Source organism: Mesorhizobium sp. RCAM 05104, assembly GCF_059683645.1.
Genome location: NZ_CM185033.1, coordinates 6,622,427 through 6,647,488, shown reverse-complemented (window position 1 = coordinate 6,647,488; position 25,062 = coordinate 6,622,427). Strand labels below are relative to the sequence as shown.

21 protein-coding genes and 1 pseudogene are annotated in these 25,062 nt (G+C 63.1%); 3 read left to right on the top strand and 19 right to left on the bottom strand.

All coding sequences use genetic code 11. The features are described 5' to 3' along the window. The first annotated feature begins 354 nt into the window (after positions 1-354). Positions 355-1,767, top strand: coding sequence for a methylenetetrahydrofolate--tRNA-(uracil(54)-C(5))-methyltransferase (FADH(2)-oxidizing) TrmFO (trmFO, locus tag AC56QP_RS32465; RefSeq protein WP_489861827.1), 1,413 nt, complete (start codon positions 355-357; stop codon positions 1,765-1,767). Positions 1,768-1,773: 6 nt separating this feature from the next. Here the strand turns inward: trmFO and AC56QP_RS32460 are convergent, their stop codons facing one another. The 6 genes and pseudogenes from AC56QP_RS32460 to yajC form a co-directional block, all read right to left on the bottom strand. Further along, the gene (locus AC56QP_RS32460; RefSeq protein WP_489861828.1) at positions 1,774-2,724 is read right to left on the bottom strand and encodes a sterol desaturase family protein; all 951 of its coding nucleotides are present in this window, start codon (positions 2,722-2,724) and stop codon (positions 1,774-1,776) included. Beyond that, positions 2,724-3,158, bottom strand: coding sequence for a hypothetical protein (locus tag AC56QP_RS32455; protein WP_489861829.1), 435 nt, complete (start codon positions 3,156-3,158; stop codon positions 2,724-2,726). Before AC56QP_RS32455 ends, AC56QP_RS32460 begins: the two co-directional genes overlap by 1 nt. A gap of 83 nt (positions 3,159-3,241) precedes the next feature. Continuing rightward, positions 3,242-4,090, bottom strand: a complete 849-nt coding sequence (locus AC56QP_RS32450; protein ID WP_489861830.1) for a phytoene/squalene synthase family protein — start codon at positions 4,088-4,090, stop codon at positions 3,242-3,244. 1 nt (position 4,091) lies between these two features. Continuing rightward, positions 4,092-4,484 (bottom strand): Mth938-like domain-containing protein, encoded by a 393-nt coding sequence (locus AC56QP_RS32445; RefSeq protein WP_489861831.1) that lies wholly within the window; start codon positions 4,482-4,484, stop codon positions 4,092-4,094. 28 nt (positions 4,485-4,512) lie between these two features. Next, positions 4,513-7,066: pseudogene (gene secDF, locus AC56QP_RS32440) on the bottom strand (protein translocase subunit SecDF). A gap of 51 nt (positions 7,067-7,117) precedes the next feature. After that, positions 7,118-7,459, bottom strand: a complete 342-nt coding sequence (gene yajC, locus AC56QP_RS32435; protein ID WP_010909882.1) for a preprotein translocase subunit YajC — start codon at positions 7,457-7,459, stop codon at positions 7,118-7,120. Positions 7,460-7,752: 293 nt separating this feature from the next. On the opposite strand from yajC, the gene AC56QP_RS32430 reads away from it, so the two are divergent. Then, positions 7,753-8,628, top strand: coding sequence for an ATP-binding protein (locus AC56QP_RS32430; RefSeq protein WP_489861833.1), 876 nt, complete (start codon positions 7,753-7,755; stop codon positions 8,626-8,628). Between the two features lie 98 nt (positions 8,629-8,726). On the opposite strand, the gene AC56QP_RS32425 is transcribed toward AC56QP_RS32430, so the two are convergent. The 13 genes from AC56QP_RS32425 to AC56QP_RS32365 form a co-directional block, all read right to left on the bottom strand. After that, positions 8,727-10,256, bottom strand: coding sequence for a peptidoglycan DD-metalloendopeptidase family protein (locus tag AC56QP_RS32425; RefSeq protein ID WP_489861834.1), 1,530 nt, complete (start codon positions 10,254-10,256; stop codon positions 8,727-8,729). A gap of 244 nt (positions 10,257-10,500) precedes the next feature. Next, positions 10,501-11,160: a protein-L-isoaspartate(D-aspartate) O-methyltransferase gene (locus tag AC56QP_RS32420; RefSeq protein WP_256750576.1), complete on the bottom strand. Its 660-nt coding sequence runs from the start codon at positions 11,158-11,160 to the stop codon at positions 10,501-10,503. Continuing rightward, positions 11,157-11,915 carry a 5'/3'-nucleotidase SurE gene (surE, locus tag AC56QP_RS32415; protein WP_489863461.1) on the bottom strand — a complete coding sequence of 253 codons (759 nt, stop codon included), beginning with the start codon at positions 11,913-11,915 and terminating at the stop codon, positions 11,157-11,159. Before surE ends, AC56QP_RS32420 begins: the two co-directional genes overlap by 4 nt. Next, complete coding sequence (serS, locus tag AC56QP_RS32410; protein WP_497103832.1) at positions 11,915-13,219, bottom strand: serine--tRNA ligase; 1,305 nt, start codon at positions 13,217-13,219, stop codon at positions 11,915-11,917. The genes surE and serS overlap by 1 nt, the downstream gene beginning before the upstream one ends. A gap of 112 nt (positions 13,220-13,331) precedes the next feature. Beyond that, the gene (tatC, locus tag AC56QP_RS32405) at positions 13,332-14,207 is read right to left on the bottom strand and encodes a twin-arginine translocase subunit TatC (RefSeq protein WP_489861835.1); all 876 of its coding nucleotides are present in this window, start codon (positions 14,205-14,207) and stop codon (positions 13,332-13,334) included. Further along, positions 14,204-14,932, bottom strand: a complete 729-nt coding sequence (gene tatB, locus AC56QP_RS32400) for a Sec-independent protein translocase protein TatB (protein ID WP_489861836.1) — start codon at positions 14,930-14,932, stop codon at positions 14,204-14,206. Before tatB ends, tatC begins: the two co-directional genes overlap by 4 nt. A 29-nt stretch (positions 14,933-14,961) precedes the next feature. Then, the gene (locus tag AC56QP_RS32395) at positions 14,962-15,183 is read right to left on the bottom strand and encodes a twin-arginine translocase TatA/TatE family subunit (protein WP_013895102.1); all 222 of its coding nucleotides are present in this window, start codon (positions 15,181-15,183) and stop codon (positions 14,962-14,964) included. A gap of 169 nt (positions 15,184-15,352) precedes the next feature. Beyond that, on the bottom strand, positions 15,353-16,117 hold the full coding sequence (scpB, locus tag AC56QP_RS32390) for an SMC-Scp complex subunit ScpB (protein WP_489861837.1): 765 nt from the start codon (positions 16,115-16,117) through the stop codon (positions 15,353-15,355). Beyond that, positions 16,114-16,914, bottom strand: coding sequence for a segregation and condensation protein A (locus AC56QP_RS32385; protein WP_489863462.1), 801 nt, complete (start codon positions 16,912-16,914; stop codon positions 16,114-16,116). Before AC56QP_RS32385 ends, scpB begins: the two co-directional genes overlap by 4 nt. A gap of 60 nt (positions 16,915-16,974) precedes the next feature. Further along, positions 16,975-17,994, bottom strand: coding sequence for a beta-N-acetylhexosaminidase (gene nagZ / locus AC56QP_RS32380; RefSeq protein ID WP_489861838.1), 1,020 nt, complete (start codon positions 17,992-17,994; stop codon positions 16,975-16,977). Positions 17,995-18,164: 170 nt separating this feature from the next. Then, positions 18,165-21,482, bottom strand: coding sequence for an SPOR domain-containing protein (locus AC56QP_RS32375; RefSeq protein ID WP_489861839.1), 3,318 nt, complete (start codon positions 21,480-21,482; stop codon positions 18,165-18,167). A 103-nt stretch (positions 21,483-21,585) separates the two neighbouring features. Further along, entirely contained in the window at positions 21,586-23,343 is a 1,758-nt protein-coding gene (gene argS / locus AC56QP_RS32370; protein ID WP_489861840.1) for an arginine--tRNA ligase, read from the bottom strand. Positions 23,344-23,418: 75 nt separating this feature from the next. After that, complete coding sequence (locus tag AC56QP_RS32365) at positions 23,419-24,633, bottom strand: deoxyguanosinetriphosphate triphosphohydrolase (protein ID WP_497100919.1); 1,215 nt, start codon at positions 24,631-24,633, stop codon at positions 23,419-23,421. A 76-nt stretch (positions 24,634-24,709) separates the two neighbouring features. Between AC56QP_RS32365 and erpA the strand changes: the two genes are divergently transcribed. Beyond that, a complete protein-coding gene (gene erpA, locus AC56QP_RS32360; protein ID WP_111547384.1) occupies positions 24,710-25,057 on the top strand; it encodes an iron-sulfur cluster insertion protein ErpA in 348 nt (115 codons plus the stop codon). Positions 25,058-25,062 lie beyond the last annotated feature (5 nt).

The window sequence follows — 25,062 nt, the reverse complement described above, 5'->3', positions numbered from 1 at the left end:
GACCTCCTCCCCGACCCTGACGAATACGGTCACCCCTTACCTCCTCCCAAGGGTTGACCACCAAAACGGCGCCCGCCGCACCTCCTCCCGCGGCGGGCGCTGTTTCCCAAAAAGGGTTTCGCCCCTTTCAAAACTAGCGAAAGAGATTTCGTCAAAGCCGACCTCCTCCCCGGCGATGACGAATACGGTCGGCCTTCACCTCCTCCCGAGGGTCGACCCCCAAAACGACACCCGCCGGACCTCCTCCCCCGGCGGGTGTAGTTGTTTTCAGAGGCTGGTTCCTCCGGGAGCTGTTTTGCCCGGCATCACGCACGGCAATTGCAATCGCCGCATCAAGCGATTATTCCGGCGCTCATGAGCAAAAATCCTATTCACATCATTGGCGGCGGCCTCGCTGGCTCCGAAGCCGCCTGGCAGGCGGCGCAAGCGGGCGTGCCGGTTGTCCTGCATGAAATGCGGCCCGTTCGCGGCACCGATGCGCACAAGACCGATGGTCTGGCCGAGCTTGTCTGTTCCAATTCTTTCCGCTCCGATGACGCCGAAAACAACGCCGTCGGCCTGCTGCACGCGGAAATGCGGCTGGCCGGCTCCTTGATCATGAGCGCCGGCGACGCCAACCAGGTGCCGGCGGGCGGCGCGCTAGCCGTCGACCGCGACGGATTCTCCGAGGCCGTGACGAAAAAGCTCGAAGCGCACCCGCTGATCACCATCCAGCGCGAGGAAGTGCCGGGCCTGCCACCTGCGGATTGGGATCAGGCAATCATCGCCACGGGCCCGTTGACCGCCCCATCGCTCGCCCAGTCGATCGCCGAGGCGACCGGCGCCGACGCGCTCGCCTTCTTCGACGCCATCGCGCCGATCGTCCATTTCGATACGATCGACATGGACACCTGCTGGTTCCAGTCGCGCTACGACAAGGTCGGGCCCGGCGGCACCGGCAAGGACTACATCAACTGTCCCCTGGACAAAGACCAGTACCTTGCCTTCGTACAGGCGCTGGTCGACGGCCAGAAAACCGAATTCAAGCAATGGGAAGGCACGCCCTATTTCGACGGCTGCCTGCCGATCGAGATCATGGCCGAACGCGGCGTCGAGACGCTGCGCTATGGGCCGATGAAGCCGATGGGGCTAACCAATGCCCACAATCCGACGGTGAAAGCCTATGCCGTCGTGCAGCTGCGGCAGGACAATGCGCTGGGCACGCTCTACAACATGGTCGGCTTCCAGACCAAGCTGAAGCATGCCGAACAGGTGCGCGTGTTCCGCACCATCCCGGGCCTCGAAAACGCCGACTTCGCCCGCCTCGGCGGCCTGCACCGCAACACCTACATCAACTCGCCGACCCTGCTCGATGCTTCGCTGCAGCTGAAATCGCGCCCCGGCCTGCGTTTCGCCGGCCAGATCACCGGCTGCGAGGGCTATGTCGAGAGCGCCGCAATCGGCCTGCTCGCCGGACGTTTCGCCGCCGCCGAAAGGCTCGGCCATGCGCCCTCGCTGCCGCCGCTCACAACAGCCTTCGGCGCCCTGCTCAACCACATCACCGGGGGCCACATCGTCTCGGATGACGAGCCGGGCAAGCGGTCCTTCCAGCCGATGAACGTCAATTTCGGCCTGTTTCCGCCCGTCGAAGCCCCGAAAACCGAGGGCAAACGTATGCGCGGCAAGGACAAGACGGTCGCCAAGCGCCATGCGATCACGTCGCGCGCCCAGGCCGACTGCCGGCAATGGCTGGGCTTGCCGGCGCCGACGGCGCAAGCAGCGGAATAGAGCCTTCTATTCTGCAGCCTCGGTGCCCGCCATCGGCAGCCCCGGCTTGCCTGCCTCGCTGGGATTCCGCCTGACATAGGCGGCCTTCAGGCTCTCCGAGGTTTCGCGCGAGCCGTCATGGCTCCAGCCGGGCGGCTTGATCAGGTAGTTGAGACGATCGCTGAGCGAAAGCCCTGGCGCAAAGGCATCCCCGAACATGCCGATCCATTCGTGGAACGCCACTTTCAGCGGATTGAACGTGCCCAGATTCTTGACGATGCCGTAGCGCGGTTGGTCCTCTTCCAATTCCTCGACGAAGGTGCCGAACATTCGGTCCCAGATGATCAGCGTGCCGGCATAATTGGCGTCGAGATAGCGCGGATTGGTGGCGTGGTGGACGCGGTGGTGCGAGGGCGTGTTGAAGATGTACTCGAACCAGCCCCACATCTTGCCGATGGTCTCGGTGTGGATCCAGAACTGCCAAACCAGGTTGAAGCCGAAGGTGAAGGCAATCACCGCCGGATGGAAGCCGAGCAGCACCAGCGGTGCCTGCAGCACGAACATGAAGGTGAACAGCCCGGTCCAGCTTTGTCTCAACGCCGTCGACAGATTGTAGTGCTGGCTGGAATGATGGTTGACGTGCTCGGCCCAAACCCAGCGCACCCGGTGCGCGATGCGGTGATAGACATAGTAGCGCAAATCGTCGAGCAGGAAGGCGGTCAGGAACACCCAGAACGACAGCCCGAGATTGAAGATCCGGAATTGCCACAGCCACAGCAGTGCCCAATAGGACACGACGCCAAGCAGCAACCCGGCGACGACATTGCCGGTGCCCATCATCAGGCTGGTCAGCGTGTCGCGCGTCTCGAACGAACCCTTGGCGCGGCCCGTGCGCACCAGCCAAAGCTCGATCAGGATCGCGGCGACGAAGAACGGAATGGCCAGTTGGGTGACCTGCGGGAAATCGTAACTGTCCATCACGCGGCCTCCTTGGTGGAATTGCGGTGTTGCGACCCGAGGGCGTTCAGCAAGTCCTGCGCATCAACGGCGTCGGCAAAGCTGAAGCGACCGCCCTTCCAGGTGAAATCGGCAAGCTGGAACGAAACCGTGTTTGCATCGCTGGCGGTCAGATCCGTGACATCCGCGGACGTGACGATGCGCGTCAAAAAGCAGTCGCCGATGCTGTGCACGATTCCGATGCGCCCTTGCCCGATATCCAGAAACGCTGTCCTGGCATCCGCCGTCAGGCGAACCCGCGTAGCAACGTCATCGGGAAAATCCTCGGCGAAATGGCCCAGCGCTTGATCCGGGCCGGCCAGCGCCGCTGTCTTGCTGCCGCCGGTGAAATGCACCGCGGCGACCGACAGCGCAATGCCAAGGGCGACGATCGCGACCAGCACGGGCAAGCTCATGGATGGGTATCTCCTCCGGGCCGGTCTGTCGTCTGCGGCAACAGTTCTCAGCTCGGGATTCCTTAACACGATTGACGTTTACGTCAAAGTGCCGGCCAACCCTTGCCTGCTCGACGCAGCAGAAGCCAATGCCGGCGCAGGGCTGACAGCCGCGCCACGCCGTCGATCGGCGAGCTACTTTCCATTTTCGTCAGGTAGGCGCGCGACAGGGCCAGCGGCAGAAATGCCGGACGCAGCGAGACCGGTAGCGCCGACGCCCCTTGCTCGAAGGCGGAAAGATGATCCCGCCCCAGCGCAATCATCGCCGCCACCGCGCGCTTGGCGCCGGGGCCGCCGTCACCGGCAACAAACTCCTCCGGCGAAGAGCCCGCCGCCGCCAGGATATCGGTCGGGACAAAACACTGCCCACGTTTGCGGTGCAGCGGCAGCAGGAGCAAGAGGCCGGTTATCGCCTGGGCGCAGCCGGCCCTGCCCGCCAGCTCGGCAAAGCGCGGTGCCTCGACGGGGTCGAGAATCATGGCCGCAAGCTGGATGAGCGCGGCTGCAGTCTCGCCGCAATAGCCTTCCAGATCGGTGCGCGACGGCATCGGATCGTCATAGAGGTCGAAAATGCGCGCCTCGAGCATGTTGTCGAAGGCCGGTTTCGGCAGGCGGTGAGCGGAAATCGTCGCCTTCAGGGCATCGGCGACCGGATGGCCGATGGCTGTGCCGTCAGCCTCGGCGGCAATAATGATGTCGCGCCACCATTGCAGACGGACCTCGCCCGGCAGAGCCTCGTGGATGCGGTCGCGAATGCCTGCGATCTCGGCATTGAAGGCATAGAGCGAAAACAGCGCGTCGCGCTTATCGGACGGCGCGTAGAGCGCGGTTAGATAGCGGTCATGGTCGGCGGCGCGCACCGCGTCCATGACGATTTGGGCATTTTGGGACATGTCAATCGACGGCGATGAGGGCGGCGGCCACGGCGCGGTCTTCCGCCAGAAGGACATTGTAGGTCCGCACCGCGGCGCCGGTCGACATCGGGTCGGACGCAATGCCTGCAGCCTTCAGCGCCGCGCGCAGCGCCGCTGGCAATGGCCTGAGTTCCCTGCCCATGCCGACCAGCAGGATCTCGACCTTGTCGGCCTCGGCCAGCAGCCTGTCGAAATCAGCCGCTGTCAGCGCTGCGGCATCCGACGGCTCCCAGCCATGGATGCCGGACGGCAGGCACAGCAGTGAGCCGCGATGCGACATGTCGGCAAAGCGGAACCCCCCATTGCCGTAGGCCTCAATCGGCGCGCGGCCAGGAAAATGCGCCTCGCGGATGACGATGCCTTTGCCGGTCACCGTTGTGTCACCCCTTCGCGGCCGCGCGTCAGGTCGCGACAGCCTTGCCGCCACCGACCGGCTTCTCCTCGTCGGAGGCTGTAGCCTGCGGCCGCAACTTGAACAGGATCAGCAGCGGTGCCGCGATGAAGATCGACGAATAGGTGCCGAACACGACGCCGAACAGCATGGCCATGGTGAAGGAGCGGATCACCTCGCCACCGAACAGCACCAGCGCCAGCAAGGCGAGGATCGTCGTCACCGAGGTCAGCGTCGTTCGCGACAGCGTCTCGTTGATGGCGTTGTTCAACAACTGCGGCAGCGGCATTCGCTTGTATTTTCGCAGATCCTCGCGAACACGGTCATAGACCACGATGGTGTCGTTCAGCGAATAGCCGATGATGGTCAGGATCGCCGCCAGCGATGACTGGTTGAACTCAAGCCCGGTGATGACGAAGAAGCCGAGCGTCATGACAACATCGTGCACGGTCGCCACGATGGCGCCGACAGCGAACTGCCATTCGAAGCGGAACCAGACATAGACCAGGATGCCGAGCAGCGCGACCAGCATGGCGATCGTGCCTTGCTTGGCCAACTCGCCGGAAACCGTCGGTCCCACCACTTCGACGCGGCGGAAATCATACTGGTCTTGCAGCTCGCCGCGCACCTTGTCGATGACCGTCTGCTCGGCATTCTCGCCGCCATCCTGCGTCCCGACACGGATCAGCACGTCGTTCGGCTCGCCGAACTGCTGGACCTGCACTTCGCCAATGTTGAGTTCCGTCAATCTGCCTCTGATATCGGCGAGATCGGCGGTGCCGCTCTTGGCCTTCACCTCGATCAGTGAACCGCCCTTGAAGTCGATGCCGTAATTGATGTCGACGGTCATGAACAGCACGACCGACAGCACCGACAGGAAGCTCGACAGCGCGAAGGTCCAGCGGCGGATGCCCATGAACGGAATCTTCGTGCCCGGCGGAATGAAGGTCACCGGCGCCTTCGGCAATTCCTTCGGACGGGCACGGCGCAGCCAGATCGAGACCAGCAGCCGGGTGAAGGTGAAAGCGGTGAAAACGGTGGTCAGGATACCGATGGCGTAGGTGATGGCAAAGCCCTTCACCGGACCGGTGCCGAGATAGAACAGCACCACGGTGGCGATCAGCGAGGTGACGTTGGAATCGACGATGGTCGCCAGCGCCTTCGAGAAGCCGGTGTCGATCGCCTGGATCACGGAGCGGCCGTTACGTCGCTCCTCGCGAATACGTTCGTAGATCAGCACGTTGGAATCCACCGCCATGCCGATGGTCAGCACGATACCGGCGATACCGGGCAAGGTCAGCGTCGCGCCAAGCAGTGACAACAGCCCGACGATCATCGCCACGTGCACCGCAAGCGCGATATTGGCGAGGAAGCCGAGGAAGCCGTAGGCGACGAACATGAAGGCAACGACGAGGATCGAGCCGATGATGCCCGCGACCTTGCCGGCATGGATCGGATCCTGGCCAAGGCCTGGGCCCACGGTGCGTTCTTCGATCACCGTCAGTGTTGCCGGCAGCGCACCGGCGCGCAGTAGCACGGCTAGATCGTTGGCGCTCTGGGCGGTGAAATTGCCGGAGATCTGGCCAGTGCCGCCGAGGATCGGCTCACGGATCTGCGGTGCCGAGATCACCTGATTGTCGAGCACGATGGCGAACAGCTTGCCGACATTCTGCGAGGTGGCCTGGCCGAAACGCGCCGCGCCCTTCGAGATCGAAGCGGAACGAAACCACCGGCTCGTTGTTCTGCGAGTTGTATGTCGCCTGCGCATCGACGAGGTTCTCACCCGAAACGATGACGCGGTTTTCGATCAGGTAGGGAACCGGCGGATCGTCCTGCGAGTAGAGCACCGAGGAGCCGGCGGGCGGGCGGCCGTTGAGCGCATCCTGCACCGGCATCGACTGGTCGACCATCTGGAAGGTCAGCTTGGCGGTCTGGCCGAGGATTTCCTTCAGCCGCTGCGGATCCTGCAGGCCCGGCACCTGGACCAGGATACGGTCATCGCCCTGGCGCTGCACGATCGGCTCGGTGGTGCCGAGTTCATTGACGCGGCGGCCGACGACTTCGATCGATTGCGTCAGCGCCGTCGAGGTGCGGTATTTGATGCCGGCGTCGGTGACGGTGAACTTGAGCAGGCCGGGCTCGGAATCATCCAGCGTCATTTCCTGGATGGAGCCGCCGCTGAACAGGCCGGCGGCGACCGGATCGGTCAATGTCTTCAGCGCCTTCTTGGCGGCATCGACCTGGGCGAGATCGGTGATGCGGACCTGCACGGTGCGGCCCGATCCGGCAAGGCCGGTATAGCCGACCTTGGCATCGCGAAGCAGCGTCCTGATCTCGTCCCGCGTCGTTTCCAGCCGATCCTTGATCAGATCGTTGGGATCCATCCTGAGCAGGATGTGCGAGCCGCCCTGCAGATCGAGGCCGAGCGTCATCTGCCGCTTCGGCACCCAGTTGGGCAGTTGGGCCAGCGTACTGGCGGAGAACAGGTTGGGCGCGGCGAGGATCACTGTGATGGCCACGGCCACCCAGATCAGGATCATCTTGAAGCGCGAAAAATACAGCATATGGCGTCGTCCGTCAGAGCGTGTCCGCGGATCGCTCCGCCTGAAATTAGGTTATTTCTTGGCGTTCTGGTTGGCCACCGGCTCACCCTTGACGCGCACGTCGGCGATCGTCGAGCGCAGCGCGGTCACCTTGGTGCCACCGCCGAGGTCGATCTCGAGCTCGTTGTCGTCGATCACCTTGGTCACCTTGCCGACAAAGCCGCCGCCGGTGACGACCGTGTCGCCGCGACGAACCGCCGCCAGCATCTCACCGCGCTTCTTCAGCTGCGTGCGCTGCGGCCGGATGATCAGAAAATACATGATCACAAAAATCAGGACAAACGGCAAAATGCTGATGAACATATCTGGAGAGGCGCCGCCGATGCCTTGGGCGTATGCCGGTGTCACGAACATCGAGAGTACTCCTGAATTTTGAAAACAGCCGCCAACCGTCCTGCGGAGTCTGGCGGCCCCTTGAAATTTGGCCGGAATATAGTCGGTAAAGTTGTCAATGCAACTGCGCGGCTGGGCAAATCGGCTGCTTTTCCGGCCTGTTCAGCCGTGTTAGAGCATGACCGGGAAAAGCGCGAGCCGGTTTTCGGAAAAGATCACGCTCGAACAAAAGGTTGCAACCGGTTTCGAACCCGACGGAATCGGACAGGTCCACGCTCCCACACTTCAAAACCGCGAAAAAACAAAAGCCAGACATGACCGACAGCAGCATTGACGCCCTGAACCAGAAGCTCGACCGCCTGATCGAGGCGGTCAGCCGCCTCGCCCCGCAACCGGTGCCTCGAACCGATCTCGGCGAGGCCGATTGCTTCGTCTGGCAGGCCGACCCTGGTTTTCTGGAGCCGGTACGCAAGGTCAATCGCGTCGACATCGGCCTGATCCGTGGTGTCGACCGCGTTCGTGACATCCTTGTCGACAACACCGAACGCTTCGCCGCCGGCTATGCCGCCAACAACGTGCTGTTGTGGGGCGCGCGCGGCATGGGCAAATCGTCGCTGGTCAAGGCCGTGCACGCGGACATCAATGCCAAGGCCAGGTCCGACCTGCCGCTGAAGCTGATCGAGATCCACCGTGAGGACATCGACACGCTGCCGAAACTGATGGGCCTGCTCAAGGCGGCTCCCTTTCGCTTCATCCTGTTTTGCGACGACCTCTCCTTCGACCACGACGATACGTCCTACAAATCGCTGAAGGCAGCACTCGAGGGCGGCGTCGAGGGACGCCCGGCCAATGTCATCTTCTACGCCACCTCGAACCGCCGCCATCTGTTGCCGCGCGACATGATCGACAATGAGCGCTCGACCGCCATCAACCCGTCCGAGGCGGTCGAGGAAAAGGTCTCGCTGTCCGACCGTTTCGGCCTGTGGCTCGGCTTCCATAAATGTTCGCAGGACGAGTATCTCGACATGATCGACGGCTATGTCCGCCATCATGGCCTGGCCATCGATCCCGAGACATTACGCGCCGAGGCACTGGAGTGGGCGACAACACGCGGCAGCCGCTCTGGCCGCGTCGCTTGGCAGTTCACCCAGGATCTGGCCGGTCGGCTTGGCAAGCCGCTGAAGGATTAACCTGTCCAAACCAACTGAAAAAGCCCGCTCCTTGCGGAGCGGGCTGAGCCGGCGGGCCGGACTGGAGGTCAGACGGCCTGCAAATCGCTTTTTTTGTTCTATTCGAGATAGCCCGACGGATCGACCGGAGCCGAGTTCTTGCGCACTTCGAAGTGAAGCTTCGGCGAGTCCGTCGTGCCGCTCATGCCTGACAGTGCGATTTCCTGGCCGCGCTTGACCTTCTGGCCGCGCTGAACCTCGATCGAACTGGCATGGCCATAGACGGTGACCAGGCCATTCTCATGGCGCACCAGCACCGTATTGCCGAACTCCTTGAGCCCATCGCCGGCATAGATGACGACGCCATTCTCGGCTGCCTTGACAGGCGTGCCAGTCGGCACCGCGATATCGACGCCGTCCTTGCCGGATCCGAAACCGGAGATCACGCGGCCGCGCACCGGCCAGCGCATCTTGCCGATGCCGGTGGCGTCGGGCGCGACAGCGTCGTCGTCCTCGGCCTGCTGAATGACCTTCGAATCTTTCTTCGGCGGCGTGTAGGACGCCAGCGTTTCCGACGGCGTCGTCTTCGCAGCCGGCTGTGTCGTTGCCGTGGTCACCGGATCGACTTTGGCCGGCTTGGCGCTGGCAACCGTCGCCGTTCCACCGGCCGGCACCTTCAGGGTCTGGCCGATCTTGAGCAAGCCATCCTTCATGCCGTTGGCCTGCTTAAGCGCGACGACGCCGACGCCGGTCTTCCTGGAAATCGAGGACATCGTGTCCCCCGACTGGACCGTATAGGTGCCGGCGGCGCCGGTCGCCTTGGCGACCTGCACGGGCTTGGGCTCCTTGGGCTGGCTTGCGGCGGCCGAAGCATCGACCTGAGCGGCGGACTTGCCCTCCTTGAGCTTCGGCTGCTGTGGCAGCACCGCAACCTTGTCCGGTGCGGTGGCCGGCAGGTCGCGCTTGCCGCCGTTTGCTGGCTTGGCGTCGGCAACTTTCGCTTCGGCCTTGCTCGAATAAGCATAGGCCGGGATGATCAGCTTCTGGCCGGTCTTCAGTCCCTTGGTCGCACTCAGCCCATTGACCTTCATGATGACGTCGGCGGGCACCTTGTAGCGGTGCGCCAGGCCGCCAATCGTTTCGCCATCCCTGACGACGATCTCGGTGGCATGTGGCGTACCGGCGGTGGCCACGCGCGGAGCGTCAGGCTGTGCGACCTTGAAAGGTGATGCCGCGGGAGCAACAGTGCCGGTCGTGGTCCTGTCGACGTGAGGAGCCGGACGCACCAAGGCCGGCGCCGATGCGACGCGGACCGGGTTTGCGGCAGGCGCAAGCGTGGGAGCCGGCTGCGCCTGGGCAACCGGCGGCGGCAGCGGCCGAGACGAAACCGGCTCGAGGCTGGAGCGGCTGACCGACTGCGTATGGCTGCCGTCGAGCGGAGCGGCCGCGACATCGCCCGGATAGGGCTGTACGGCATCCTGCTTGTTGATGATGGCGCGCTGATTGTTGGTCGAGGACGTGAAGACGTCGTCGACGCTGTTGAACCGAGAGGCCTGGGAACTGCACCCGGCCGCAGCGCCTGCAATCATGAGGACGGCGCAGCCTCGCGCCAGATTGCGCCCGTTTGCCTTCAAAACACTGAGTTGCATCGCAATAACCCGCACATACGCTTACCAACTGGGCATGATTAAAGCGCGTTAATGTTACTGGTCGGTTAACCCCTTAAAATCAGACGCAAATTTTCTTAAAATATTTGAGCCTGCTTGGAGAAGCGAGCGAGACCTGCTCAGGCGAGCTTGCAAGCGGTCTCCCTAAACGAGCGCAAGTGGATCGCGCCGTGCTGTCATGAGATCATGACCCGCGGTGCGCAGGCGGCATCGCCTGAACAACAAGCTAGATGACGGCGGCCACGCTGCGCAGGATCGGCTGCAGGCGAACAAGGCCGATGTCCTCGCGTTCGAACCGGCTGCCGACCTTGGTCAGCTTCGCCAGCACCTGTTCGCCCTCTTCGGGACCGATCGGGGCGATGACAATGCCGCCGCTCGACAATTGGTCGAGCAGGAAGCGCGGCAGGCTGTCGAAGGCGGCCCAGGCGACGATACGATCAAACGGTCCTTCGTTCGGCAGCCCGCCGGAACCATCCGCCTGGCGCACGATAACATTGCCGATGCCAAGCGCCTCGAAACGCTGCCTGGCCTGCTCGACAAGCGTCTTGTAGCGATCCGTGGTGACGACCCGCGCCGCCAGCCGCGACATCACCGCTGCCGTGTAACCCGAGCCGGTCCCGATCTCGAGCACGCGGTTGCCCTGCTCGATGGTGAGCGCCGCGATCACCGCCGCCTGCATGTCGGCGCCTTCGATCGCCTCGCCGCATTCAATCGGCAGCATGCGGTCCGACCAGGCGATCTGATGGAACTGGGCACCAAGAAAACCACGCCGCGGTGTCGCCTCGAAAGCAGCGATCAGCGCCTTCGGCACCGTTCCCCGGCCGCGCAAGCGCAACAGAAAGGCGGCGAAGCCTTCGCGATCATCGATTGGAAGCCCCTGATTCATGCAAGCGCCTTGCTCAGTTGGTCACGGATTTCATGCGCGGTGAGGTCGAGATGCAGCGGCGTCACCGACACCAGCCTGTTGTGCAAGGCGTAGAGGTCGGTGCCACGCTTGCCTTCGACCGGCTCGCGGCCGAAGCGCAGCCAGTAGTAGGGCAGCCCGCGCCCGTCGCGGCGCTCGTCGACCCACAGGCTGTGCACAAGCTTGCCCTGCGAGGTGACCACCGTACCGGCGACGTCCTCGGGAAGGCAGTTTGGAAAATTGACGTTGAGCAGCACGCCGTCCGGCAACGGCGTCGCGACAAGCTTCTTCAGCAGCGCCGGCGCCAGCGCCTCGGTCGTCTCGTAAGGGACGACACGATCCTCGCCGACATAGCTGTAGCCCTGGCTGAGCGCGATCGAGCGGATGCCGAGCAGCGCGCCTTCCATGGCGCCAGCGACGGTTCCCGAATAGGTGACGTCGTCGGCGATGTTGGCGCCGGAATTGATGCCGGACAGGATCAGGTCCGGTGCCCCCGGCAGGATCTTCTTGACGCCCATGATGACGCAATCGGTCGGCGTGCCGCGCACGGCAAAATGCTTCTCGCCGATCTTGCGCAGCCGCAGCGGCTCCGAGATCGACAGCGAATGCGCATAGCCGGACTGGTCCTGCTCCGGCGCCACCACCCAGACATCGTCGGACAGGGTGCGCGCGACGCGTTCGAGCGACGCCAAGCCCTCGGCGTGAATGCCGTCGTCATTGGTCAGGAGAATACGCATCATTTCGATTCGATCTTTTCCAGACCGCCCATGTAAGGCCGCAGCACTTCAGGAATGGTTACGCTGCCATCCTCATTCTGGTAGTTTTCGATGACAGCTATGAGCGCGCGGCCAACCGCGGTGCCCGAGCCGTTCAGCGTATGGACGAAGCGGTTGCCCTTGCCGTCCTTGTCCTTGTAGCGGGCGTCCATGCGGCGCGCCTGGAAATCACCGCACACCGAGCAGGACGAGATTTCGCGATAGGCGTTCTGGCCGGGTAGCCAGACCTCGATGTCGTAGGTCTTGCGCGCGCCAAAGCCCATGTCGCCGGTGCACAGCGTCATGGTGCGGAACGGCAGGCCGAGCCGCTTCAGCACTTCCTCGGCGCATTGCGTCATCCGCTCATGCTCGGCGAGCGACGATTCCTGGTCGGTGATCGACACCAGTTCGACCTTGTAGAACTGGTGCTGGCGAAGCATGCCGCGCGTGTCGCGTCCGGCCGAACCCGCTTCCGAACGGAAGCATGGTGTCAGCGCTGTGAAGCGCAGCGGCAGTTTTTCATGCGCTGTGATCTCCTCGCGCACCAGATTGGTGAGCGGCACCTCGGCGGTCGGGATCAGGCCAAGCCTGCCCTCCCCGTGCGACGTGAAAAACAGATCTTCCTCGAACTTCGGCAGCTGGTTGGTGCCGAAAAGAACGTCGTCCTTGACCATCAATGGCGGGATGACTTCCTCATAGCCATGCTCGGTCGTGTGCAGGTCGAGCATGAACTGGCCAAGCGCGCGTTCCATCCGCGCCAACCCGCTCTTCAGCACGGTGAAGCGCGATCCCGACAGTTTCGCCGCCCGCTCGAAATCCATCATGCCAAGCGCTTCGCCGACCTCGAAATGCTCCTTCACCCAGTTCGGACGCGTCGGTATCTTGCCGACGATGTGCTTGACCACATTGTCGTGCTCGTCCTTGCCGACCGGTACATCGTCGAGCGGGACATTGGGCAGCACCGCAAGCGCATCGTTCAGCGCCTTGTCGAGTTCGCGTTCTCGCGCCTCGCCATTCTGGATGAAGGTCTTGATCTCGCCGACTTCGGTTTTCAATTTTTCGGCAAGTGCCGCATCGCCGGAGCGCATGGCATTGCCGATCTCCTTCGAGGCGGCGTTGCGACGCTCCTGCTTCATCTGCAACTCGGTGACGTGCTCGCGCCGCGCCTCGTCCGAGGCGATCAGCCCATCGACCGTGGATTGCGCGACATCGGCCGACCAGGAGCGCTTCACCAGCGCCTCGACAAGGGCCTTCGGGTTGTCGCGAATCCATTTGATATCAAGCATGGTTTTCTCGTCCTCAAGCTAGGCTAGAGGGGCGTAAACCGCATCCTTGATCGATGCAAGATGAGGCTGGGGGGCGGTTGTCGTTTTCCGCCGCGAGTACGGGCCTGTTACTTTACGAGGCTGCCGGCGCCGGTGGCTCGTCCGGCGCTTTGCCCGGCACGGCTTCCGCGGCGTCCTGCTTCTCGCGCGCCATCCGCTGCCTTTCCTGGTCGCGCTCGATCCACCGCGCGGCCCAGATCGAAACCTCGTAGAGCAGGATGGTCGGAAGGGCCAGGCCGATCTGGCTCATCGGATCGGGCGGCGTCAGCACCGCCGCGACGATGAACGCAATGACGATCGCCCATTTGCGTTTCTCGGCCAGCCCCTTGGACGACAGCATGCCGACGCGCGTCATCAGGCTGGTCACCACCGGCAGCTGGAACACCAGGCCGAAGGAGAAGATCAGCGTCATGATCAGGCTGAGATATTCCGATACTTTCGGCAGCAGCGAAATCTGCACCTGGTCGTCGGTGCCGGCCTGCTGCATGGCGAGGAAGAACCACATCACCATCGGCGTGAAAAAGAAATAGACCAGCGAGGCGCCCATCAGGAACAGGATAGGCGACGCGATCAGGAACGGCAGGAAGGCGTTGCGCTCGTTCTTGTAGAGGCCGGGCGCGATGAATTTGTAGATCTGCGTGGCGATCAGCGGAAAGGCGATGACCATGCCGCCGAACATGGCGAGCTTGACCTGGGTGAAGAAGAATTCCTGAGGCGCGGTGTAGATCAGCTCGACCTTGTGCGGATCGAGCCCGGCCCACTTCGTCGCCCATTTGAATGGAACGACCAAGAGATTGAACAGCTTCTTGGCGAAGAAGAAGCAGACCAGGAAGGCGACGAAGAAGCCACCGAGCGACCAGATCAGACGCCGGCGCAACTCGATGAGATGCTCCATCAGCGGCGCCGACGATTTTTCGATCTCGTCCTTTTCCTTGTCCGAAACGCTCACTTGGCGGCTCCAGCCGTCTTCTTGGCCACCGGCTTCTTCGCCGCAACCGGTTTCGGCTCGGCTTTCGCCACGGTTTTGGTCACGACTGCCTTGGCCGCGGCCGGCTTCGCTGTCTTGGGCATTTCAGGCTTTGACGTCGTCACCACCTTCGCCGGTGCCTTGGCCGCCGCTTTTGCAGCCGGCGTCGCCTTTGCCGGTGGAGCCGTGACCACTTTCTTCGCGGATGCCTTCGGCGTCACGACCGGTTCGGTTGGCGCGGACGATGTCACCACCGATTCATCGGTCATTGCCGGGAAAATCGGAGCAGCTGGCGCGGCTTCCGGTCCGTTGACGCCAGGCATCGTCGTTGCGCCGTTCTTAAGCGGCTCGGCTGCCTGCAGGGTCGAAGCGGCAGGCGCCGCCGGATCGGCGGCCGGCTTCGGCTTCATCGCCGCGTCGACGCCCGAACGCACATCGGCTGCCGCCTGCTCGAATGGATTGAGCTGTTTGCGGATCTCGGCGGCCGGACTGAGGTTCCTGAGCTCGTCGACCGACTTCTTGACGTCGTCGAGCTCGGCTTCCTTCAGCGCTTCGTTGAACTGTTTCTGAAAATCGGCCGCCATGGCGCGCAGCTTGGCCGTCGTGCGGCCGAAGGTGCGCAGCATATTGGGCAAATCCTTGGGCCCGACGACCACGATCATGACGATCGCAATCACCAGCATTTCGGTCCAGCCGACTTCAAACATGGCTATCTGTTCCGACTAGAACCTGTGGCTCAGCTCTTGCTGGCTTTTTCCTTCACGGCCGAGACGGTCTCGTCGGCACGGTGTTCGACGGTGCGCTTGTCTTCGGCAACGTCGTCGTCGGCCATGCCCTTCTTGAAGCTCTTGATGCCCTTGGCCATGTCGCCCATCAACTCGGGAATCTTGCCGCGGCCGAACACCAAAAGCACGATCACCAGCACGATCATCCAATGCCAAATCGAAAATGAACCCATAGCAAATCTCTCTCGAATGTTTTCCCTGGCGATGATCTATGCGTTTTCGCGTTGGGATTCAAACACAACTGCGACAGAGTTTATGAAAGGGTGGCGGATGTCACGCATTTTCGACGCCATGGCCCGCTACGAATCCGCGCATCCTCGACAAATGGGCTGCAATTGCCAGTCAATCTTCCGTGACGCGCGGCGTCAGCAGGCCGAGTTCCTCGAGATCGATGTCGGTCAGCGCATCCTCGTCGTCGGTCAGCGCGTCGGGATCGGCCGGCGGCTGCGGAATGGAGAAATTCGACGGCATGCGGCCTGAAAGCAGCCCGGCGCCCTTCAGCTCCTCCATGCCCGGAAGATCCCGGATTTCCTCCAGCGCGAAATGGTCGAGGAACGTGTCGGTCGTACCATAGGTGACGGGACGGCCGGGCGTCCGGCGCCGGCCACGCATGCGCACCCATTCCGTTTCCAGCAGCGTGTCGAGCGTGCCTTTCGAGGTTTCGACACCACGGATGTCCTCGATCTCGGCGCGCGTCACCGGCTGGTGATAGGCGATGATCGCCAGCACTTCGAGCGCGGCGCGCGACAGCTTGCGCTGTTGCACCGTGTCGCGGCTCATCAGGAAGGCCAGATCGCCGGCGGTGCGAAATGCCCAGGCCTCGCCGACGCGCACCAGATTGACGCCGCGCCGTGCATAGATCTGCTGCAGTTCAGCCATGGCAACGGCGACATTGATGCCGTCAGGCAGGCGCGCCGCAAGCTGCTTTTCGCTGACCGGTTCGGCGCTGGCGAACACGATCGCCTCGGCCATGCGCACGGCTTCCGCCAGATGCAGCCGCTCGGCGGGGTTCTGTACCTGCTCGGCCGGCTCCTCGGAAAACAGCGCCTCTTCCGGTTGGTCACCAACCTTGAACGGGATAACCGAAGCGTTGGCGCGTTCGCTCATGATGCCACCTCGACTGCCTTGATTGCCTGCACACGGCCGCGCAGATAGATCGGCGCGAACACTTCGTCCTGCCGCACATCCATCTTGCCTTCGCGCACCAGTTCCAGCGTGGCCGCGAAGGAGCTGGCGATCGCCGTGCGCCGCTCCTCGGGGCTGGTCATGTACTCGATCAGAAAACTTTCCAGCGTCGCCCAGTCATGCAGGGCCCCGACCAGCCGGGTCAGGATATCGCGCGCATCCTTGAGCGACCAGACACCGCGCCTGGCGATCGTCACATTGTTGATCGCCTGCTTCTGCCGCTGCTGGGCGTAAGCGGTCAAGAGATCGTAGAGCGACGCCGAATAGGCGTTGCGCCTGTCGACGATGACCATTTCCGGCATGCCGCGCGCAAACACGTCGCGGCCGAGCCGGTTGCGGTTGACCAGCCGCGCCGAGGCATCGCGCATGGCTTCCAGGCGCTTCAGCCGGAACTGCAGCACCGCCGCGAGTTCCTCGCCGCTTTCGCCGTCGTCGCCCGGCTGCTTGGGAATGAGAAGCTTCGACTTGAGGAAGGCCAGCCACGCCGCCATCACCAGATAGTCAGCGGCAAGCTCGAGCCGCAGCGCCCTCGCCGTCTCGACGAAGGTCAGATATTGTTCAACCAGCGCCAGGATCGAAATCCGCGCCAAATCGACCTTCTGCGTGCGGGCGAGATGCAGGAGCAGATCAAGCGGACCTTCGAAGCCGGCCACATCGACGACCAGCGACGGATCGCCAGTGACGCGTGAATCGTCGTTCTCGGCCCACAGACGGTCCATCGGTGCGGCCTTCGCGGCCTTGCTTTCCAATGTCTCCGCCACTTCGTCTCGCTTCCTTTGTCAGGCCACCGCGTCGAAATAGGTGGCAAATTCCGCACGAATCTCGGCTTCTTCAGCCGCGTCGTGTTTACTAATATAGGTCAGCGCCCGCTTGGCGCGCTCAAGCGACGTGCCTTCAAGCCCTGTGGTGCGCGATGCGATGCCCGCCATCTCCTCGAAAACACCGTTACAGTGAAGGACCAGATCGCAGCCCGCCGCAAGGATCGAGGCCGCCTTTGTCGGGAAATCCCCAGAAAGTGCCTTCATCGAGGTGTCGTCGCTCATCAGCAGCCCGTCGAAACCGATCTCGCGACGAATGATCTCATCGATGACCTTGCCGGAGGTGGTCGCCGGGTTGTTGGGATCGATCGCGCTGTAGACGACATGCGCCGTCATCGCCATCGGCAGATGGTTGAGCTCCCTGAACGGCGCAAAATCATGCCGCTGCAGATCGCTCAGCGAGGCATTGACTATCGGCAATTCGAAATGCGTGTCGGCAAAAGCCCTGCCGTGGCCCGGAATGTGCTTCATGACCGGCAACACCCCGCCCGCCATCAGGCCTTCAGCCGCGGCCCGGCCCAGTTCGATGACGGGGCGCGGCTCCTTGCCGTAAGCACGCGCGCCGATGACGTCGCTGGCGCCATCGATCGGCACGTCGAGCACCGGCAGGCAATCCGCCGTGATGCCGTAGCGCAAGAGATCGAAAGCATGCAGCCGCGCCAGCAGCCACGCCGCACGCGCGCCGGCGTCGTGATCGTTGCGCCACAAGGCGCCAAGCGCGCCGCCGGCCGGATAGTTCGGCGCCAGCGGGGGGCGCAGGCGCTGGACCCGGCCGCCCTCCTGGTCGATGAACACCAGCGCGTCCGGGCGTCCGATGCAGTCGCGCATCTCGGCGACCAGATCGCGGATCTGCTCGGTCTCGCCAATGTTGCGCGCAAACAGGATGAAAGCCCAAGGGCATTCATTGCGATAGAAATTGATTTCTTCGCGGGTGAGCGATTTCCCGGCACAGCCGAGGATCATGGATTTTGATTCGGTCATATCAGGAGTCTAAGGCTTCGCGCGATCAAAGGGAATCGTCCCGGACCACATGCGGTCAAACGTCCGATCTGGCTCCACATGAACAGGTCGCAGCACATGAACAAGTCGGGGCACATGAAAAAGCCGGCGTGGCCCTTGGGTCACGCCGGCTTTGATTGGTTGGTCAGCTCCTAACGCGACACGAAGCAATTGCCGCCGGCAGCCTTGTAGCTGGTGCACAGGTTGATCGCATCGTTGCGCGACTGCGCGGGCACGCGGACACGGTAGAACGTACCCTTGCCGGCGATCTCGGCCTTGACGATGTTGGCGGTGCGGCCGGCAAGCACGCTACCGTAGCGGCGCTGCAGGTCCTGATAGCTGGACTGGGCGCTTTCGACCGTCGGCTGCGAAGCGATCTGCATCGACCATGAACCCCCGCCGGTCGCGGTTGACGACGGATCGATGGACGCAACCTGATCGGGCTTGACCTCGCCGACGACATCAACCGGCTGGTCGGACGGGCGCTGCGGTGCGACCGGAACCTTGGCCGGCGTGTTGGCCGACTGGGCCTTGGCCTCAGCCTTGGGCTTGGCTGCCGGCTTGAGCGCCGGCTCGTCATCCGCCTGGGCGGCGGCGGGCGCCACGGTGCCAGTCTGGTCCACATCGGCCTGCGCCGACGGGGCAACATGCTGCGGCGCCGGATCGACCGGCTCGGTGGCGGCCACCTGCGGTGCGGCGGGCGCCGGGTCCTCGCGCGGCACCAGCGAACCGTCTGATTTGACCACCATGGTCCTCACCTTGCGTGGCGCAACCGCGACGACATCGGCGTTCGTGCCCTTGTCGGCATCCTGCAGCACCTGAGCGATGCGATCCTCGGATTTCGGCGCCGGAGCGGCCGCGACGGCATTGCCGGCCGTATCCGCTCCATCAACGGCGGCGGTGGCATCATCGGCCGTACCCGGCGAAAGATCGATGGCACGAGCCGGGTCCTTCGCCTGCACATCCACTGGCTCTTCGGTGTTGGTGACCAGCTTTTCCTGGACCGGCTCGGCGGGCCTCGCCCCCTTGGCCACCGCGTCGTAGACCTTGTTGTCCTGGTTGGGCACCACTGCGCCGCCCGGATTTTCCGGCTTGACCTTGATCGGTGTATTGTCGGCCTTGACGATCGCCGGCGCCTCGCTGCCGCCCTTGCCACCGAATGACAGCGCAAAGGCACCGAGGCCGCCAGCGACCGCCACGGCACCGATAATCGCGGCAATGAACATGCCACGCCCACGTGAGGATTTTGCGGCCTCCCGCTCGCCGAGCCCCGGAACAGACATCGCCTCGTCCAGTTCGGGATCGTAGTCGAGCTCGTCGACGGTGAAATCTTCCGCCTGTGAAACCGGCTGGCTGCCGGGCAGGTTGTCGAGATTGAAGCCGTCAGCGGCATCCGCATAGCCCATGGACGCCGCCGCGCGGGCAGGCATTTCCATAGGCCGCGCGACATAGGTCCGCGCTTCCGGTTGATAGGCCGGCTTGAGCCCCTCATAGCCCGGCTTGACTTGATCATAGCCCGGCTTGAAACCGGCATTGTAGGATTCATCGTCATAGGACGCGCTGGGTGCTTTGGCCGCCGGAGCGGCAGCGACATCCACCGTGTTCATGTCGGTGAGAAGACTGGCGAACTCGGCATCAAGATCGTCATAGCCAGATGCGGCCGGCTCGTCTTCCTCGAAGTGCAGTTCCGGAATGTCGAGATCATCCGCCAGCGCCACGACACGTTCCGGCACATCGACTGTCTCGACATCAGGCATTTCTTCGTACCGCGCGGGCTGTCGCGACTGCGGCACGGATACAGGGGCTGCAGGAGCGACAGTCTCAACCGGCTCGGCCGAACGGTAGGACGGCACGGCAGCCACTGCCGCCGTCGCGGCCATGGATGCCACCGAAGCCGTCGGTTGAGCGGCAAATGCCGGCTGTTGCGGAACCGGTGTCACGCGGCTCCACGAGCGGGCAGGTTCTGCCGGTGTGGAACGCTCAGCCAGCCAATCGAGAGAATCAGCCTGATCTTGCCGGGGAGCGGCCACGTCACGCGGATCGAGGCTTTTGGCCAGCGCCGCGTCGAACGCATCATTGTCGAAATCGACATCAGCTTGTCCGGCGACATTCGAGCCCAGATCCTGGCCTTGAAGTTCATCAAGCAGAAGATCGTCGAGATCCGCTTTGGCGGCCTGGGCGGCGCCAAGGTGTTGCGGCTCATCGGGCGTGGTCTCGTCAAGATCCCAGTCGAGGTCGCCAGCGAGGTCAGTCGGTTCATCAGCGCTTGTTGCCGCGGTAACGGCCGGCTGGGCGGCAACGACTGGCTGAACCATGACGGCCTCGCTCGCCACCGGCGCCGTGCGCGCGGTCATGGCGCCCAGCAGCGCGTTCAACTCGTCTTCCAGGCTTCGTTCATCCGCGATGGGGGCATGCACCGGCTCGGCCACAGCGGCCGCCGGCGCTACCGGCTGAACGGCAGCAACCTCGGCAACCGGCTCTTCGGCCGCGTCGACAAGCGCATCGTCGAAGTTCAGGTCGAAAACATCGTCCGACGGCTTTTCGGGGCTCTGGCTTTCGCCCTCCGCGCCCACTTCATCAGGGAGCAAATCATGAGCGAGCAAGTCATGCGTTTCCGGCGCATCGAAAGCGACGGGTCGATCCGCGGCAAGATCGAAATCCATATCGACATCGGCCATGGCATCGTCCGCGTGATCGGCGAACTCGCCGTCGGAGATTGCCTGGGTGTCACTCGCGGTTGCCTCGGCAGGCACGGGGTACGCGACGGCATCCACCGCCGTGTAGGACTGCTCCGCGAACGAATGGTCGTCCAGCATCAGCTCGTCCTCGAGCGAATTCGCAACCGCATCGTCGAATTCAGGATCGTAGGCCGGCTCGACAGAGGCATGCATGTCGGCAGCGGCAACAACGTGCTGGGCTTCGTCGGCTTCGTCATCGATCTGGAAATCCTGATCGAGCGACGCCGCGAGCTCGTCTTCCATCGGCTGATCGTCTTCGAAGGGCGAAACGTCTTCGAGCGAACTGGCGACGGCATAGTCGAAACCGGAACCGAATGCCGCCTCGACGGATGGCGCGGTTTCGGCAGCGCCGAGATCAGCATGGTCGGCGACGGCCGCATGATCGTCGAAATCCGCCATGTCCAGATGGAAATCGTCGTCAAGCGACACAGCAAGATCGTCTTCCGCCGCACTGACGGCAGCCGTTTCGAACGCCGGCTCAGGAGCCTCTACAACCGGAGCGGCGTCACTGTCATCAGCGCCGAACTCGCCCATCAACTCCTTTTCGAGGTCGATGTCGAAATCGCCCTCTTCCGCCAGCTGATCGGCGACGGCAGCTCTCGGCTGGGCAGCCGCTTGCGGCCTGACCGGCTGGCGCGGGTCGAATCCCATGATCCTTGTCAGTTCCGCAAACGGATCATCGGCGGCGATGTCGTTGTGGTCGGCTGCTCTCAGCTGGGTTCTGTCTGCCATTATTGTTCCCGAACTCGCACTCATTCGGACGCCATGGACGTCGCGTAGGGTTGGCCCTTACCAGCGCAATGTGGGCAAAAGGTGACAGGTTTTTTAGTCAAACCTAACGCATTTCGGTGGGCGCGGCGGCTCCGATCAACGTCAGGCCGGACGTCAGAACGTCCGAAACAGCCTGCACCAGCCCTAGTCTGGCATGCGTCAATTGTCGGTCGTTAACCTTAACAAAACGTAAGTCCGGATTATCGGTACCGCGGTTCCAGTGTCCATGGAAACTGGAAGCCAGATCGTAGAGATAAAATGCCAGTCGATGCGGCTCGAGCGCAAGTGCCGCGGACTCGATCAGTCGTGGATATTCGGCAAGCTTGCGGATCAGGCCGATCTCGCCCTCGTCGGTCAGCAATGTCACGGCGGCGGCAAGGCTGGCGCGGTCGAAGTTTGCCTCGCCCAACTGCTCACTCGCCTGCCGGAACACCGAATGGCAGCGCGCCGAGGCGTACTGCACGTAGAACACCGGGTTGTCCTTGGACTGCTCGGTCACCTTGGCGAAGTCGAAATCGAGCGGCGCATCGTTCTTGCGATAGAGCATCATGAAGCGGATCGCGTCGCGGCCAACCTCCTCCACCACTTCGCGCAGGGTGACGAAGTCGCCGGAGCGCTTCGACATGCGCACCGGTTCGCCGTCGCGAAACAGTTTCACCAGTTGGCACAGCAGCACCGTGAGTTTCACTTTGTCGCCGGCAATCGCCCGCGCCAGGGCTTCGAGACGTTTGACGTAGCCGCCATGGTCGGCGCCAAGCACATAGATCAGGTCGACGAAGCCGCGATCGACCTTGTCCTTGAGATAGGCGACGTCGGCGGCGAAATAGGTGAAAGAGCCATCGGACTTGACCAGCGCCCGGTCCATGTCGTCGCCGACGGCCGTCGAGCGGAACAGGGTCTGCTCGCGATCCTCCCAATCGTCGGGCTTCTCGCCCTTGGGTGGCGGCAGCTTGCCCTTGTAGATATGGCCTTTCAGCGTCAGGTCGTTGATCGCCGAGCGGATCTTCCTCGCATTGTCGGCGTGCAGCGTGCGCTCGGAAAAGAACACGTCGTGATGCACGTTGAGCAGCGCCAGATCCTCGCGGATCATGGCCATCATCGCATCGATGGTGCGATCCTTGACGATGGCGAGAGCCTCGTCATCCGGCATCTGCATCAAGGAGTGGCCAAATTCCTTGGCCAGCGCCTGGCCGACAGGGAACAGGTAATCGCCAGGGTAAAGCCCGGCCGGGATCTCACCGATATCCTCGCCAAGTGCCTCGCGGTAGCGCAGCACAACCGAACGGCCGAGCACATCGATCTGCGAGCCGGCATCGTTGATGATATATTCTTTGGTCACGTCGTAGCCGGCGAAGGCCATCAGATTGGCGAGCGCGTCGCCAACCACGGCGCCCCGGCAATGGCCGACATGCATCGGACCCGTCGGATTGGCCGAGACATATTCGACATTGGTTTTCCTGCCACCACCGACAGTCGAGCGGCCATAATTGCGGCCTTCGCCAAGCAGTGCGGTAAGATGCGCCTGCCAGAAACCGTCCTTCAGCCGGAGATTGACGAAACCAGGCCCGGCCACTTCGGCGGCGGCGACATCCTTTTCGTCCCGCAGCGCTTGCGCCAGCCTTTCGGCCAGGACGCGCGGATTCTGGCCCGTCGGCTTGGCCAGCACCATTGCCGCATTGGTCGCCAGGTCGCCGTGGCTGGCGTCGCGTGGTGGCTCGACGGCAATGCGCGACAGGTCGGGCGAAACGCCGTCATTGTCTTTCAAATCAAGCGCTTCGACGGCTTTTATGATTCGCGCGGTGAAATCGGCGAAAATGTTCATTGGTCTGACTCTGGGGTCTGGCGCTGGCGGCTTTACAGGGAATCCGGCTCGTTGGCCGGCAAAATCGAGCCCGCCCTAGCTCAAATCCGGCGTATGGTCAAACAAACGCCGGTGCTCCTTGAGCGCGTAGGTGTCGGTCATGCCGGCCAGGAAATCGGCGACGCTGCGCGCCTTGATGCGGTCGTCGGCCCGATCCAGACCCTCGCGCCAGCCGTCCGGCATGGCGCGAGGGTCGGCGAAGTAGACGTCGAACAGGTCCCTGACGATCTGCTCGGCGTCGGCGCGCACCCGCATGACTTCCTGGTGCCGATAGAGATGCTTGTAGAGAAAAGCCTTCAGTTCCTTCTCGGCCGCAGCCATCGCAGTCGAGAAGGTGACCATGGTCTCGCCTGCCCCCCTCACCGCGTCGGCGCTCTGCGGCCTGATGCGCTCCAGATTGGCGGTCGTCGACTTGATCACATCCTCGACCATGGCGGTGATCTGCCGGCGCATCAGCTCGTGGCCAGTGCGCACGGCATCGAGCACTGGATAGCGTGCACGCACGCCGCGCAGGATCGTTCCCGGTAGCGAGACGGTCTCCAGCATGTCCAGCGTCAGCAGCCCCGCCCTCAGGCCGTCGTCGATATCGTGCGTGTTGTAAGCGATATCGTCGGCGATCGCCGCGCACTGCGCCTCGATGCCGGCAAACCGGTCCAGCTCGAGGTCGTGCAGTTGCGAGTAATCACGGATCGCTTGCGGCACCGGCCCTTTCAGGCCCTTGCCGTTGGCGTCCGTCATCGGCCCGTTGTGCTTGACCAAGCCTTCGAGCGTCTCCCAGGTCAGGTTCAGCCCGTCGAATTCGGCGTAGCGCGCCTCCAGCCTTGTCACAATGCGCAGCGATTGCGCGTTGTGGTCGAAGCCGCCCCATTCTACCATTTTCTCGTTCAGCGCGTCCTCGCCGGTGTGGCCAAAGGGCGTGTGGCCGAAATCATGCACCAGCGCCACCGCCTCGGCGAGATCCTCGTCGCCGCGCAACGCTCGCGCCAGCGCGCGGGCGATCTGCGCCACTTCGATCGAATGGGTCAGCCGGGTGCGATAATGGTCGCCTTCATGGGCAATGAAGACTTGAGTCTTGTGCTTCAGCCGCCGGAATGCCGTTGAATGGATGATGCGGTCACGATCGCGCTGGAACGGCGTGCGGGTCGGGCTTTCGACCTCGTCGAAAAGCCGTCCGCGCGACTTTGCCGGGTCGCAGGCATAGGCCGCGCGCGGCCGATAGCCGAATCCGATGTCGCCAAGCTCATTTGTCATGGCTGATGCCGCCGCAGTTGACTTGCCCCGTCGCGCTTCATACCTATCATGTGAAACCGAAAGCAAGGTGACGCCCATGGGCGCGGATGCCAAGACTGCCATGAAAGTCGATATGACCGAGGCCGCCGCCAAGCGGATCGCCAAGATTGTCTCGGGGCAAGCCGGCAAGACGGCGTTGCGCGTTTCGGTCGAAGGCGGCGGTTGCTCCGGCTTCTCCTACAAGTTCGATCTGGTCGACACCCGCAACGACGATGACGTCGCCATCGAGAAGGATGGCGCCACGGTGCTGATCGACGACCTGTCACTGGTCTATATGGGCGGCTCGGTGATCGACTTCGTCGACGACCTGATGGGCCAGTCCTTCCAGATTCGCAATCCGAACGCGGTCGCCTCCTGCGGCTGCGGCACCAGCTTCTCCATCTAGCGATA

What these genes read in the sequence shown, in the direction of transcription:
- trmFO (WP_489861827.1), top strand. Translation starts at nt 355, where the DNA reads ATGAGCAAAAATCCTATTCACATCATTGGCGGCGGCCTCGCTGGCTCC.
- AC56QP_RS32460 (WP_489861828.1), bottom strand. Translation starts at nt 2,724, where the DNA reads ATGGACAGTTACGATTTCCCGCAGGTCACCCAACTGGCCATTCCGTTC.
- AC56QP_RS32455 (WP_489861829.1), bottom strand. Translation starts at nt 3,158, where the DNA reads ATGAGCTTGCCCGTGCTGGTCGCGATCGTCGCCCTTGGCATTGCGCTG.
- AC56QP_RS32450 (WP_489861830.1), bottom strand. Translation starts at nt 4,090, where the DNA reads ATGTCCCAAAATGCCCAAATCGTCATGGACGCGGTGCGCGCCGCCGAC.
- yajC (WP_010909882.1), bottom strand. Translation starts at nt 7,459, where the DNA reads ATGTTCGTGACACCGGCATACGCCCAAGGCATCGGCGGCGCCTCTCCA.
- AC56QP_RS32430 (WP_489861833.1), top strand. Translation starts at nt 7,753, where the DNA reads ATGACCGACAGCAGCATTGACGCCCTGAACCAGAAGCTCGACCGCCTG.
- AC56QP_RS32425 (WP_489861834.1), bottom strand. Translation starts at nt 10,256, where the DNA reads ATGCAACTCAGTGTTTTGAAGGCAAACGGGCGCAATCTGGCGCGAGGC.
- AC56QP_RS32420 (WP_256750576.1), bottom strand. Translation starts at nt 11,160, where the DNA reads ATGAATCAGGGGCTTCCAATCGATGATCGCGAAGGCTTCGCCGCCTTT.
- surE (WP_489863461.1), bottom strand. Translation starts at nt 11,915, where the DNA reads ATGCGTATTCTCCTGACCAATGACGACGGCATTCACGCCGAGGGCTTG.
- serS (WP_497103832.1), bottom strand. Translation starts at nt 13,219, where the DNA reads ATGCTTGATATCAAATGGATTCGCGACAACCCGAAGGCCCTTGTCGAG.
- tatB (WP_489861836.1), bottom strand. Translation starts at nt 14,932, where the DNA reads ATGTTTGAAGTCGGCTGGACCGAAATGCTGGTGATTGCGATCGTCATG.
- AC56QP_RS32395 (WP_013895102.1), bottom strand. Translation starts at nt 15,183, where the DNA reads ATGGGTTCATTTTCGATTTGGCATTGGATGATCGTGCTGGTGATCGTG.
- scpB (WP_489861837.1), bottom strand. Translation starts at nt 16,117, where the DNA reads ATGAGCGAACGCGCCAACGCTTCGGTTATCCCGTTCAAGGTTGGTGAC.
- AC56QP_RS32385 (WP_489863462.1), bottom strand. Translation starts at nt 16,914, where the DNA reads ATGGACCGTCTGTGGGCCGAGAACGACGATTCACGCGTCACTGGCGAT.
- nagZ (WP_489861838.1), bottom strand. Translation starts at nt 17,994, where the DNA reads ATGACCGAATCAAAATCCATGATCCTCGGCTGTGCCGGGAAATCGCTC.
- AC56QP_RS32375 (WP_489861839.1), bottom strand. Translation starts at nt 21,482, where the DNA reads ATGGCAGACAGAACCCAGCTGAGAGCAGCCGACCACAACGACATCGCC.
- argS (WP_489861840.1), bottom strand. Translation starts at nt 23,343, where the DNA reads ATGAACATTTTCGCCGATTTCACCGCGCGAATCATAAAAGCCGTCGAA.
- AC56QP_RS32365 (WP_497100919.1), bottom strand. Translation starts at nt 24,633, where the DNA reads ATGACAAATGAGCTTGGCGACATCGGATTCGGCTATCGGCCGCGCGCG.
- erpA (WP_111547384.1), top strand. Translation starts at nt 24,710, where the DNA reads ATGGGCGCGGATGCCAAGACTGCCATGAAAGTCGATATGACCGAGGCC.